The organism is Pseudomonas donghuensis, assembly GCF_000259195.1.
Classification (GTDB): domain Bacteria; phylum Pseudomonadota; class Gammaproteobacteria; order Pseudomonadales; family Pseudomonadaceae; genus Aquipseudomonas; species Aquipseudomonas donghuensis.
In genome coordinates this window covers 110,579-122,756 of record NZ_JH650760.1, presented here as the reverse complement: position 1 = coordinate 122,756, position 12,178 = coordinate 110,579, and the positions used below count along the sequence as shown (strand labels likewise).

Below are 12,178 nucleotides of genomic sequence, written 5' to 3'. Positions count from 1 at the left end.
CCACCCGGCAGTGAAGGCGGCACGCCGGCTCGTCACCTTGAGCGGTTGACGAGGCAATGCCTTGCTCAGCTTCATCACCGCCCAAGCCGAGATCAGGAAAGTCAGGCTATTGAGGGTAAACAGATGCTCAAGCGGAATCAGCAGCGTAATTGCCGCGGCCAGCATCGGCCCGATCACTCGAGCCACCCGGATGATCGCGTCGAATAGCGCATTGACGGCCTGCAACTGGTCCGACGCCACGACAATGCGTGGCAGGCTGGCGCGCAAGGCCGGTTCGAACAAAGCGTTGACAATCATCATGAGCATGACCGGCACTGCCAGCATCCACAGGCTCATGATGCCCAGCGTCCAGGCCAGCATCGGAAGCAGGGCGAGCCCGGCCCGCGTCAGGTCGGCACCGATCATCGTGCGCCGATGGTCCCAACGCTCAGCCCAGATCCCTCCCAGCAGCGCCCCCGCCAACGCGGCCCCACCGCGCAACGCACTAAGCCAACTCGCATCGGTGCCGGCGATCTGCACTGCCATCCAGGCGACGGCGATCGCGAACAACTCGTCGCCGATCGAAGATAGCGCCAGCCCTCCCCATAACAACGCCACCGGCCGCTGAAGCAACGGTCTAAACAACTTCATATAATCAATTCCGCCAATAAAGACCCGTCACACCACGCAGCTGCAAGCCCACCCTTATCGGCGCGTCAAACGTCGAAGCCGGGGCTACTCCAGCGTTGATAAATCATCCTAAATTAAATCAAAACGTGATAAGTAGCTGATACGCGCAGTCTGCTGTATACCGCTACGGGGCGGCATTAAAGCCTCCGCCTGAACACTGCTCTGTTCCGCCCTTCATCGATCACACTGATGATTACTATCGAGCCGCCTGCCTGTCGGCTCGCCAAGCCCTTCTCATACAATCGCCTGCAAATTCCCCCCGCTCGCCCGCCTCAGGCGGCAGTCCCTCTTGGAACCCAGCACACCATGCCAAGCCCCAGCCAGGCCTCTCACGGCCGTCCCGAACATAATCAACAGAGCGTCAAACAGCAGTGGCTGGCGATTCTCTCGGTCGCTGTGGGGGCCTTCGCCCTGGTAACCAGTGAGTTTCTTCCGGTCGGTGTACTCAACGATGTCGCCAGCGACCTGGGCATCAGTGCCGGCCAGGCCGGCCTGATGGTCACCCTACCAGGCATAATGGCCGCCCTCGCCGCGCCCTTGCTGTCGGTGGGTATCGGCGCGCTGGATCGTCGCTATCTGCTAATCGGCCTGACGCTGATCATGATCATCGCCAACGCGGTGGTGGCCTACGCCAGCGACTTCGGCCTGCTGCTGTTCGGCCGCGTGCTGTTGGGCATCAGCATCGGCGGTTTCTGGGCTACCGCTATTGCCCTGAGTGGACGTCTGGCGCCCAAGGGCGTGGGGGTTGCGCAGGCCACCTCGATCATCATGATCGGTGTAACTCTAGCTACCGTGCTCGGCGTGCCGGTAGGCACCTGGCTTAGCGGTCTGATGGGCTGGCGCATGACGTTCCTAGTCACCGCACTGGTGGGCGTACCGGTGCTGCTGGCGCAAGTCTTCCTACTACCGCGGCTCAACCCCGACAAGGCGATTCGCATCAGCGACCTGCCGACCCTGCTCATCAATCCACAAGCGCGGGTGGGCTTGATCGCCGTATTGCTGATTGGCCTGGCGCACTTTGCCGCGTACACCTATGTCGCCCCCTTCTTCAAACAAAGCTCAGGCTTCGATGGGCCGACCATTGGTTCACTGTTGCTGCTGTATGGGGTGGCCGGGGTGGCAGGGAACATCTTCGCCGGTTTTGCCGCCAACCGAAGCGTGCGTCACACCCTGTTGCTGGTGGCACTGATGATCGGCACCAGCACCGCCCTGTTCCCGTACTTCGCCACCGGCATGACCGGCGCCGCGATGCTGATCGCGCTCTGGGGCTTTGCCTTCGGCGCCTTCCCCGCCTGCGCCAGCATCTGGATGTTCGTGGTGGCGCCCAAGGATGTCGAACGCGGCATGCCCCTGTTCGTCGCCATGTTTCAGGTGATCATCGCCTTGGGCTCGTTCTTCGGCGGGCGGATCGTAGACCAACTGGGCAGCTCGGTGCTGCTGAGCCTGGCCACGGCCCTGGTGGGCTGCGGCTTTGTCACGGTGCTGGTGCTGGGGCGCAAGGTCAGTAACAGCCTGGCGGCGCAACCCTGCTAACAGCACGTCGACCCGCCTGTAAGAACGTGGCGCCCCACCGTCAGCGGACCGGTAAGGCCATGGGCCGCATCGGTGCCGCATCGGCGCCACGCAATTTCAAGGACGCACCGATAAAGGCGAATTCATAGACCCGGTCCTTCGACAAGCCTTCCAGATTCACCAGCTCAATAATCGGAGCGCCCTGCATGGCCAGCAGATAGGTGTGTAAGGGCAGGTAGTTGCCCTCGACTTCCGAGGGGAAGGTCTCGAAGCTCAGGTTGTCGGCCCCGACCACCATGGCGCCACCGTCCTTGACCAGGAATTTCGCCGCATTCAGGCTCAGCCCCGGCGGGTTGGCCATGTAGGCCTGGGCGTGTTCATAGTCGCGCATGCGTCCGGTACGGATCAGCACCACGTCACCCTTCTCCAGCGTCACGCCCTGCTTTTCAAGCGCCTGCTGCAGATCGCTGCGGGTGATGCGGTAGTTGTCCGGCAACTGCTCCACACCCTTGGCCACCGCGACATCGATCATTACCCCGCGAGCGATGATCGGCGGCAGTTTCTCTGCGCCCGTGACACGCCAGCCACGATCACCCAGGTGCTCGTCGGCGCTGAAGCCGTTCCAGATTTTTCCATCGAGGCCGAAATGGTTAAGCGCGTCGATATGGGTACCCATGTGCGCATACATGGAAATCGCCGAACCGCTGTAGCTGACGTGCTGGTTCATCTGTTCGCCTACTTGCATCGGGTCGGCAATCACGTTGCCGTGGGGGGTGTGGGTCATCCACATCTGGTAGGGCGGATCTCCTGCAGCTTGCCAGCTGGGCATGCCGACAAAGTACTCCACCGCGAGATCGTAGGCCTGGGCGCCGTTGACCCGGGCCATGATTGCCGCCTGCGATTGCGGGGTCATCAGGTTGAGGCGGCCGATTTCGTCCTTCTCGCCCCAGGGGCTGATACCTACCTCGGGCTTGGCCAGTGCCACAGCACTGCCCAGTGCGCCGAGCACCGACAGGACGGTCAGTCCGGCAAGTTTTTTTATCCACGAACGCTGCTGCATGAGATTACTCCTCATTGGGGAAGTGCCCATGGTATTAGCCGTGAAATAATAGATAATCAGGCGTCTGGTTAATTGATATTCAACCCAAGAGAAAATATATGGATGTATTGCTGGGCATGCGTACCTTTCGCCGTGTGGTTGAGCGTGGCAGCTTCAGCCTGGCGGCTGTCGACTTGGAGCAATCCACTGCGGCGGTGAGCAAGCAAGTGCGGCAACTGGAGGCGCGCCTGGGCAGCCTGTTGCTGCTGCGCACCACCCGCCGCATGAGCCTGTCGGAGGCGGGCCAAGCCTACTTCAGCGAATGCTGCCACCTGCTCGACGAACTGGACGCCCTGGAGCGCGCGACCCAAAGCGGTTCCAGCGAGCCCAGCGGGCGTTTGCGGGTGAACGCACCGCTATCGTTTGGGCTCAAGGTGCTGTCGCCGATCCTGGTGGAATTCATGCAGCGCTACCTGGAACTCAAGGTCGAGCTCACGCTCGATGACCACCTGCTGGACGTGGTGAGCGAGGGGTTTGATGTGTCGCTGCGGATTCGCAGCCACTTGCCGGACTCCTCGCTAGTTGCCCGGCGCCTGGGCGACGTTGCGCAGATAATCTGTGCTGCGCCGACCTACCTGCAGGCCAATGGCACGCCGCAGAACGTCGACGACCTGCGCGCGCATAGCTGCCTGGCCTATCGTCTGGCGGAGCATCCCGGCAGTTGGCATTTGCAGGGGCCACAAGGCAACAGCCGCCTGGAGCTACCCGTGCGCCTGACGGTAGATAACAGCCTGATGTTGAGCGACATGCTCCTGGCCGGCCTGGGTGTTGGCGCCCTGCCCTCGTTCATTGCCCAGCCCTTGCTCGACAGTGGGCAGTTGGTGCAATTGCTTCCTGGGCAATCGATGCCGCGACGCTCGATCTTTGCGCTGTATGCGAGTCATCGGCATGTGCCGCAGAAGGTGCGGGTGTTTGTGGACTTTCTGGCCGATGCGCTGGAAGCAGGCGGGCGATAGGTTGCGGTTGAGCACTACCGAACCAATGGCTTCGACATGATGATTGAATACGGCATCAAAGGTCTGATCGCTGGACAGGCGCACTGCAAGCCGTTGCTGCTTGCGTTGTTCGCTGGGATTTGTGCCCTGAGCAAGTAGTCTCCGCGCTTCATCCCGCCGCATCCGCGCATCACGCAAACCCACCTGCGGATAGCTGCCGAACGACATGCGCTTTTGCTTGCCATCCCAATAGAAGCGAAAATGCCAGAGCTTTGCGCCCTGGGCGGTGACGTGCAGAATCAGCCCATCGTTGTCGGCAAGTGTGTAGTCCTTGCCGGTGACTCGGGCATGCCGAATTGCCATTTCCGAAAGAGCCATGGTGACCTCCTGAACCTGCCGGAAGCCAAATGCTCATCTCGTCCACAATCCTGCTCCATCGAAATACCGAATTGAGGTCTTTCCCAATCTGGCCTCAAATCTGGCCTTAAAATGTCCGGCTACTACTGGTTCTCGGTAGTTTTCGCTGGAACGAAAAAAGGCCCCGAAGGGCCTTATTTCTATCACCACAGCACTCTGCTGAATGCTGTAGCGCCATATTTGGAGCGGGAAACGAGACTCGAACTCGCGACCCCGACCTTGGCAAGGTCGTGCTCTACCAACTGAGCTATTCCCGCGTCGTGATGGAGGCTATTGTAACGAATCAATAAATCTCGTCAAGCCCTTGATTCAAAAAAGCTTTATTTTTGTTCCGAGCCTTCGCGCAGGTGCGGCCAGGCGGCGCGCAGGTAGTGCACCATCGACCACAGGGTCAGGCCGGCCGAGATCATCAGCAAGGCGTAGCCCAGAATCACCCAGAACGTCAGCACCGGCGGGTTGGCCAGCAAAATCACCAGGGCGAGCATCTGCGCCGCGGTCTTCCACTTGCCCAGGTTCGACACCGCGACGTGCGCCCTGGCCCCCAGCTCCGCCATCCACTCGCGCAGGGCCGAGACCACGATCTCGCGGCCGATGATCACCGCTGCCGGCAGGGTCAGCCAGAAGTTGGCGTGCACTTGCACCAGCAGGACCAGGGCCACGGCCACCATCAGCTTGTCGGCCACCGGGTCCAGGAAGGCACCGAACGGCGTGCTCTGCTGCAGGCGACGGGCCAGGTAACCGTCCAGCCAGTCAGTGGCCGCGGCGATGGCGAAGACACTGCTCGCTGCGATATAGCTCCAGTGATACGGAACATAGAACAGCAAAATGAAGATCGGAATGAGCAGGACGCGAAGAACGGTAAGCAGATTTGGAATATTCATCGGCACAACTGGCTGCAAAGTGAGCGAGCATTCTACTCGCTATGCAGGTTGGCATAAATCGACTCGGCAAGCTTTTTACTGATTCCCGGTGCCTTGGCGATTTCTTCGACGCTGGCGCGGGTCAGTTCCTGCAGGCCACCGAAGTGCTTGAGCAGGTCGCGGCGGCGTTTCGGGCCGACGCCAGCGACACCTTCGAGGGTCGAGGTGCGGCGGGTCTTGCCACGGCGGGCACGGTGGCCGGTGATGGCAAAACGGTGCGCTTCGTCGCGAATCTGCTGGATCAGGTGCAGCGCCGGTGAGTCGCCCTTGAGGGTGAACTCGTGGGCCACGTCATTGAGGTACAGGGTTTCGAAACCGGCCTTGCGCGTGGTGCCCTTGGCCACCCCGAGCAGGATCAGGTCGGGCACCGCCAGTTCCTGCAGCACTTCCCGGGCCATGTTCAACTGGCCCTTACCGCCGTCCACCAGCAGCACGTCGGGCAGCTTGCCCTCGCCGTCCTTGAGCCGGCCAAAGCGCCGGGTCAGAGCTTGGTGCATGGCCGCGTAGTCGTCGCCCGGGGTCACGCCTTCGATGTTGTAGCGCCGGTAGTCGGACTTGAGCGGCCCTTCCGGGCCAAACACCACGCACGAGGCCACGGTGGCTTCGCCGCTGGAATGGCTGATGTCGTAGCATTCCAGGCGCTGCGGGGTTTCGTCCAGGGCCAGGACCTGGGCCAGCGCCTCGAAGCGCGAAGCCATGTGCTGGCGGTTGGCCAGGCGTGCACCCAGCGCCTGTTCGGCGTTGGTCACCGCCAGTTGCTGCCAGCGCGCACGGGTGCCCCGCACCCGGTGGCTGATGGTCAGTTCACGGCCGCGCAGGGTTTCGATGGCGGCAGTGATGGCCGGGAAGTCCTCGTGCACCACGTTGACGATCAGTTCGCCGGGCAGCTCGCGCTCGGCGTTGCCCACGTAATACTGCGAGAGGAACGCGGCCATGACCTCGGCCACCTCCTCCTCGATGCCCACCTGGGGGAAGAAGTTCTTGCTGCCCAGCACCCGCCCGCCGCGCACGCTGATCAGGTGCACGCAGGCGCCGCCGGGGTTGACGAACGCCGCGACAACATCGACGTCGCCGCTGCCGCCTTCCATGCTCTGCTGGTCCTGGACCCGGCGCAGCAAGGCGATCTGATCGCGCAGTTCGGCGGCCTTCTCGAACTCCAGGGCCATGGCCGCCTGTTCCATCTCGGCGTTCAGCTCGTTGGTCAGCTGGTGGCTGCGGCCCTCAAGAAACATCACCGAGTGGCGCACATCGACCGCGTATTCCTCAGGCTCGACCAGGCCGACACAGGGCGCCTTGCAGCGCTTGATCTGGTATTGCAGGCACGGCCGGGTGCGGTTGCTGTAATAGCTGTCTTCGCACTGACGGACGAAAAAGGTCTTCTGCAGCAGGCTCAGGCTTTCGCGGATGGCGCCGGCGCTGGGGTAAGGGCCGAAATACTTGCCTTTTTGCTTCTTGGCCCCGCGATGAATGCCCAGGCGCGGGTAGTCGCCATCGGAGAGGAAGACATAAGGATAGGATTTGTCGTCGCGCAGCAGGATGTTGTACGGCGGCCGCCATTCCTTGATCAGGGTCTGCTCAAGCAGCAGCGCCTCGGTCTCGTTGGCGGTGATGGTGGTCTCGACCTGGGCGATGCGCGCCACCAGGGCAGCCGTCTTCGGCGCCAGGCCAGTCTTGCGAAAGTAGCTGGCGAGGCGCTTCTTGAGGTTCTTGGCCTTGCCCACATACAGCAGCCGGGCCTCACCGTCGAACATCCGGTAGACGCCCGGGCGGCCGCTGCAGGTCGCCAGGAATGCGCTTGAATCGAACACAGCTGTCATGAATGCGCTCAGAGACTGGCGTCAACCATGCCGTGGCGGACCGCCAGCAGCGTCAGCTCGACGTCGCTGGTGACCGAGAGTTTTTCGAAGATCCGGTAACGGTAAGTATTGACCGTTTTCGGTGACAGGCACAGCTTGTCGGAGATGATCTGCACCTTCTGGCAGCCAACGATCATCAGGGCAATCTGGATTTCCCGCTCCGACAGCGCGTCAAACGGCGAGCCTTGCGGCTGGAACGACTTGAGCGCCAGCTGCTGAGCAATTTGCGGGCTGATGTAGCGCTGCCCGGCAAACACCAGACGGATGGCCTGGACCATTTCATCCAGCCCTGCACCCTTGGTCAGGTAACCCGCGGCGCCGGCCTGCAACAGCCGAGTGGGGAACGGGTCTTCTTCACAGACGGTCACCGCCACCACTTTCACGTCCGGGTGGCTGCGCAGCAGTTTGCGCGTCGCCTCCAGGCCGCCAATACCGGGCATTTTCACATCCATCAGGACCACGTCGGGCTTGAGTTCGCGCGCAACCTTCAGCGATGCCTCGCCAGAGTCGGCTTCGCCCACCACCTGCAGACCGTCGATATCGGCCAGCATGCGCGTGATGCCCGTACGCACCAGATCGTGGTCATCGACCACCAGCACCCTAATCAAGCAGACACCTCGCACTGCGGCGGTAATTGGATCCCGCCACCTTAGCAAAAAATAGAGCTGTAGACCTAACGGAACAGGTCATTTGCCTGATGTCATTTTTCATTTGCCAGACAACCGCCCATAGATACCCCGCTCATGGCCGCCAACCCTCAGCGGCGGGCGCTGTACACGCTCGGCAAGGCTGCCCAGCAATTGCTGGACGGCAGCCTGGTCGGCTGCTTGCAGCAGGCGAAAGCTGCCGAGCAGCTGTTCTTCTTCGGCGTTCAGGCTGCCGTGCGCAACCGGAGTATGTACCCCGCTCAACACATACAGCGCATCGACCCCGCGCGCCGCCACCGCCGCCAGGTAGTCGGCCTTGGGCGTACGCTCGCCGCTTTCATATTTGCCCTGGGCGTTGGGCTCGACCCCGCCGATGTCGCCAAATACCCGCTGGGTCAGGCCCAGCCGTTCTCTTTCTTCCCTGATACGCGAACCGATTCCGTTCATTTGCTTGGCGTCCCTTATCCAGCATCCGGATGGATGAGCACACAACCTTCAATGGCGTGCCTCGAACGAAGCCAGAACTATGCCGCGATCAGCTCCGCTGCACAAGTCGACGCCCGCTCTACCTGTCCACAGTTGTCAGGACAAGCGCCGCAAACCCTGTAATTCACGCCTGAACTTCATGCACAAGGCATTAATAATTCCGGACAACTTCCCTTGCTAGCCAAAATGCCATCACCCGGGGAATTTCAACGTTCTACTACAACAGCGCGCAGAGAATAAAGAAGTTCAAGAGGACACCGGAAAAGCCCGTCAAAAAAACCTTGAAAAACGCCAAAAGCCGTCGAAGCAACGGCTTTCTGACGTCATTTTAACGGCAAAAAGACGATATCGGTTTTTTGACGCCCAACTAATATCAAACTTTAAATTGTTGATTTATAAGGGTTTTTAAACTTTAACAAAACATTTTTAAACTTTATCCAACTCAGAGTTAGAGACAGCTTGCCGAAGTTTAAAAAACTCCCTTAGGATGTAATAAGACAACGAAAACGCCTGCATCGCCTCCTGTTAGCGCGCTGCTTTTTCTTGCGCATCTGCCGCGTCAACCATGCCGTTTAACTGAGTATCTCGGTCAGCTTTTGCTGAACCTTGGGAGAGGGAACTATGAATATCAGCATCTTTGGATTGGGTTATGTAGGCGCTGTCTGTGCCGGTTGTTTGTCCGCGCGTGGGCACCAGGTGCTGGGCGTGGATATCTCGCCAGCCAAGATCGACATGATCAACCAGGGCAAGTCACCCATCGTCGAACCCGGCCTGGAACAACTGCTGCTCGATGGCGTGCGCCACGGCCGCCTGCGTGGCACCACGGATGTCCAGGCCGCGGTGCTGGCCACCGAGATGTCGCTGCTGTGCGTCGGTACCCCAAGCAAGAAGAACGGCGACCTGGACCTGGTCTACATGGAGGCGGTGTGCCGCGAAATCGGTACCGCCATGCGCGACAAGGCCAGCCGCCACACCGTGGTGGTGCGCAGTACCGTGCTGCCCGGCACGGTGAAGAACGTGGTGATCCCGATCCTGGAAAAATACGCCGGCAAGCGCGCCGGCATTGACTTCGGCGTGGCGGTCAACCCCGAGTTCCTGCGTGAAAGCACCGCGATCCAGGACTACGACTTCCCGGCCATGACCGTGATCGGCGAGCTGGACACGCAATCGGGCGACCTGCTGCAGTCGCTGTACCAGGGCCTGGACGCGCCGGTGATCCGCAAGTCGATCGAAGTCGCCGAGATGATCAAGTACACCTGCAACGTCTGGCACGCGACCAAGGTCAGTTTTGCCAACGAGATCGGCAACATTGCCAAGGCTTCCGGCGTCGATGGCCGCGAGGTGATGGACGTGGTCTGCCAGGACTACAAGCTCAACCTGTCGCGCTACTACCTGCGCCCGGGCTTTGCCTTCGGTGGCTCGTGCCTGCCCAAGGACGTGCGCGCCCTCACCTACCGCGCCGGCCAGCTGGACGTCGAGCACCCGCTGCTGGCCTCGATCATGGCCAGCAACCGCAACCAGGTGAAGAACGCCTTCGAGCTGATCACCCGCCAGGACAAACGCCGCATCGGCCTCCTGGGCTTGAGCTTCAAGGCCGGCAGCGACGACCTGCGCGAGAGCCCGCTGGTGGAGCTGGCGGAAATGCTCATCGGCAAGGGTTACGAGTTGAGTATCTACGACGCCAACGTCGAGTACGCACGGGTGTTCGGCGCCAACCGCGAGTACATCGAGTCGAAGATCCCTCACGTTTCGTCGCTGCTGTGCAACGACCTGCAGCAGGTGATCCGCGAAGCCGAGGTGGTGGTGCTGGGCAACAACGATGACCGTTTCGCCCAGGCCCTGGATGCCAGCGGCGGCAAGCAGATCATCGACCTGGTCGGCTTCATGGCCCACGGCAGCGATGCCCAGCGTGAAGGTATCTGCTGGTAAGGCCCCAGTACTCCATCCAGAGAGTACCCGGCGATTGACCCAGGCACCCCGCCTGACTGACTGCCCACCTGCCTCCTGCCCGGCCGACCTTGTCTTGGCCAGGCGCGAAAAGTGCGCATGTCATTCAGCCGGGCGTGGCCCGAACACAGGAGCAACGACTACATGGAACGACAGCAACAGCCGCCCTCGGGCCGGCCGGACTACCTGCAGGCAGGCGCGCGGTTTTGCGCCTGGGCCTGCCTGTTCGGCCTGATCGCGCTGGCGTCGGAGATGGTCGCACCGCAGTACCTCGACCCTGCGCACCATAAGTTCATCTTCATCATCGGTGCACTGGGCATGTGGCGCTACGGCAACGCTATCGTCCACTACCTGCGCGGCATGTACTTTCTGCACTGGAAGTTCCCGCGCATGCGCAAGGCGGTCGAGCGCATGGGCGATGCGGCGCTGCCGGCGCACATGTTCATGGTGGTGACCAGTTTTCGCATCCCCACCCACACCACCTTCAAGGTCTACCAGTCGGTGTTCCAGGAGGTGCAGCGGCTGAAGGTGCCGTGCACGGTGATTGCCTCGATCGTCGAGAAAGGCGACGAGCAGTTCATCAAAGAGATCATGCGCAACGAGGTCAAGGATCGCGACGACATCAAGCTGGTGATCGTCCGCGCCCGCGGCACCGGCAAGCGTGACGGCCTGGCCCATGCCTTTCGCGCCCTGTCACGGCAGATGCCGCTGGAAGATTCGGTGGTCGGCGTGGTCGACGGCGACACCATGATGCTGCCCGGTTGCGTCGAGCGCGCGGTCAAGCTGTTCGCCTACCTGCCCAACGTCGGCGGCCTGACCACCAACGAGTTCTGCGAAGTCGAAGGCAGCAACCTGATGCGCCAATGGCACTCGATGCGCTTCGTCCAGCGGCACATCAACATGTGTTCGATGGCCCTGTCGCACCGGGTGCTGACCCTGACCGGGCGGCTGTCGTTCTTTCGCGCCAGCGTCATGACCGACCCGGACTTCATCCGCGACGTCGAGGCGGATTTTCTCCAGCACTGGCGCCTTGGGCGGTTTCAGTTTCTCACCGGGGACGACAAGTCGTCGTGGCTGAGCCTGATGCGCGCCGGCTGGGACACTTTCTACGTGCCCGACAGCAACACCCTGACCGTCGAGCATCCGCCAGACAACAGCTTCTGGCGTGCCACCCGTCAGCTGATGTTCCGCTGGTACGGCAACTCGCTGCGCCAGAACTTTCGCGCCACCGCCCTGCTCGGCCGCGCCCGCCTGGGCCTGTTCACCCTGTACGTACTGCTCGATCAGCGGGTGTCGATGTGGACCTGCCTGATGGGCCTGAGCGCCTCGGTGGTCGCCGGCATCGTGTTCGGCATCCAGTACCTGCTGGTGTACCTGTTCTGGGTACTGCTGTCGCGCAGCCTCGTCACCGTGCTGTTTTTGTTCGCCGGCCACCCGGTCAGCCCGGTGTACCCGTTCGTTCTTTATTACAACCAGATCATCGGCTCGCTGATGAAAGTCTATGCCCTGTTCCACATGGACCAGCAGAGCTGGACCCGGCAAAAAACCACATTAAGCAACGGCGCCGTCAACTTCGATGCCGCCCTGAACCGCTGGTCCTCCAAGGCGATGCTGTTTTCATCCATCGCGATTTTCTTCGGGGTCATCTCGGTTCTTCTCGAACTCACGCAACGTTAAGGAAAGGCGCCTG

General features: G+C 61.3%; 10 protein-coding genes, 1 tRNA gene and 1 pseudogene. 4 read left to right on the top strand and 8 right to left on the bottom strand.

From position 1 onward, the window contains the following. Positions 1–630, bottom strand: a 630-nt coding sequence (locus UW3_RS29050; protein ID WP_010221885.1) for an MFS transporter, incomplete at its 3' end; no start/stop codon positions are given. 345 nt (positions 631–975) lie between these two features. On the opposite strand from UW3_RS29050, the gene UW3_RS0108335 reads away from it, so the two are divergent. Further along, positions 976–2,202, top strand: a complete 1,227-nt coding sequence (locus UW3_RS0108335; RefSeq protein ID WP_010221883.1) for an MFS transporter — start codon at positions 976–978, stop codon at positions 2,200–2,202. Positions 2,203–2,242: 40 nt separating this feature from the next. On the opposite strand, the gene UW3_RS0108330 is transcribed toward UW3_RS0108335, so the two are convergent. Further along, positions 2,243–3,241 carry a cyclase family protein gene (locus tag UW3_RS0108330; RefSeq protein WP_010221882.1) on the bottom strand — a complete coding sequence of 333 codons (999 nt, stop codon included), beginning with the start codon at positions 3,239–3,241 and terminating at the stop codon, positions 2,243–2,245. A gap of 98 nt (positions 3,242–3,339) precedes the next feature. On the opposite strand from UW3_RS0108330, the gene UW3_RS0108325 reads away from it, so the two are divergent. Next, positions 3,340–4,236, top strand: coding sequence for a LysR family transcriptional regulator (locus tag UW3_RS0108325; RefSeq protein ID WP_010221881.1), 897 nt, complete (start codon positions 3,340–3,342; stop codon positions 4,234–4,236). A gap of 45 nt (positions 4,237–4,281) precedes the next feature. On the opposite strand, the pseudogene UW3_RS28100 reads toward UW3_RS0108325, so the two are convergent. The 6 genes and pseudogenes from UW3_RS28100 to UW3_RS0108295 all read right to left on the bottom strand — a co-directional run. Continuing rightward, positions 4,282–4,593, bottom strand: a pseudogene (locus tag UW3_RS28100) (Arm DNA-binding domain-containing protein); the annotation flags it as partial. A gap of 220 nt (positions 4,594–4,813) precedes the next feature. Then, positions 4,814–4,889 (bottom strand) — tRNA-Gly (locus UW3_RS0108315). 63 nt (positions 4,890–4,952) lie between these two features. Beyond that, positions 4,953–5,513, bottom strand: coding sequence for a CDP-diacylglycerol--glycerol-3-phosphate 3-phosphatidyltransferase (gene pgsA / locus UW3_RS0108310; RefSeq protein ID WP_010221879.1), 561 nt, complete (start codon positions 5,511–5,513; stop codon positions 4,953–4,955). 32 nt (positions 5,514–5,545) lie between these two features. Beyond that, positions 5,546–7,369, bottom strand: coding sequence for an excinuclease ABC subunit UvrC (gene uvrC, locus UW3_RS0108305; RefSeq protein ID WP_010221878.1), 1,824 nt, complete (start codon positions 7,367–7,369; stop codon positions 5,546–5,548). Positions 7,370–7,377: 8 nt separating this feature from the next. After that, positions 7,378–8,016 carry a response regulator transcription factor GacA gene (gene gacA, locus UW3_RS0108300; RefSeq protein ID WP_010221877.1) on the bottom strand — a complete coding sequence of 213 codons (639 nt, stop codon included), beginning with the start codon at positions 8,014–8,016 and terminating at the stop codon, positions 7,378–7,380. A gap of 99 nt (positions 8,017–8,115) precedes the next feature. Next, on the bottom strand, positions 8,116–8,502 hold the full coding sequence (locus UW3_RS0108295; RefSeq protein ID WP_010221876.1) for a helix-turn-helix domain-containing protein: 387 nt from the start codon (positions 8,500–8,502) through the stop codon (positions 8,116–8,118). A 660-nt stretch (positions 8,503–9,162) separates the two neighbouring features. Here UW3_RS0108295 and UW3_RS0108290 point away from each other — a divergent pair. Both UW3_RS0108290 and UW3_RS0108285 read left to right on the top strand, forming a co-directional pair. Further along, positions 9,163–10,470 carry a nucleotide sugar dehydrogenase gene (locus tag UW3_RS0108290; RefSeq protein ID WP_010221875.1) on the top strand — a complete coding sequence of 436 codons (1,308 nt, stop codon included), beginning with the start codon at positions 9,163–9,165 and terminating at the stop codon, positions 10,468–10,470. Between the two features lie 162 nt (positions 10,471–10,632). Next, the gene (locus UW3_RS0108285) at positions 10,633–12,165 is read left to right on the top strand and encodes a glycosyltransferase (RefSeq protein WP_010221874.1); all 1,533 of its coding nucleotides are present in this window, start codon (positions 10,633–10,635) and stop codon (positions 12,163–12,165) included. The last annotated feature ends 13 nt before the right edge of the window (positions 12,166–12,178 follow it).

Bases quoted from the DNA above. Each gene is read 5' to 3' on its own strand.
- UW3_RS0108335 (WP_010221883.1), top strand. From the start codon at position 976: ATGCCAAGCCCCAGCCAGGCCTCTCACGGCCGTCCCGAACATAATCAA.
- UW3_RS0108330 (WP_010221882.1), bottom strand. From the start codon at position 3,241: ATGCAGCAGCGTTCGTGGATAAAAAAACTTGCCGGACTGACCGTCCTG.
- UW3_RS0108325 (WP_010221881.1), top strand. From the start codon at position 3,340: ATGGATGTATTGCTGGGCATGCGTACCTTTCGCCGTGTGGTTGAGCGT.
- pgsA (WP_010221879.1), bottom strand. From the start codon at position 5,513: ATGAATATTCCAAATCTGCTTACCGTTCTTCGCGTCCTGCTCATTCCG.
- uvrC (WP_010221878.1), bottom strand. From the start codon at position 7,369: ATGACAGCTGTGTTCGATTCAAGCGCATTCCTGGCGACCTGCAGCGGC.
- UW3_RS0108295 (WP_010221876.1), bottom strand. From the start codon at position 8,502: ATGAACGGAATCGGTTCGCGTATCAGGGAAGAAAGAGAACGGCTGGGC.
- UW3_RS0108290 (WP_010221875.1), top strand. From the start codon at position 9,163: ATGAATATCAGCATCTTTGGATTGGGTTATGTAGGCGCTGTCTGTGCC.
- UW3_RS0108285 (WP_010221874.1), top strand. From the start codon at position 10,633: ATGGAACGACAGCAACAGCCGCCCTCGGGCCGGCCGGACTACCTGCAG.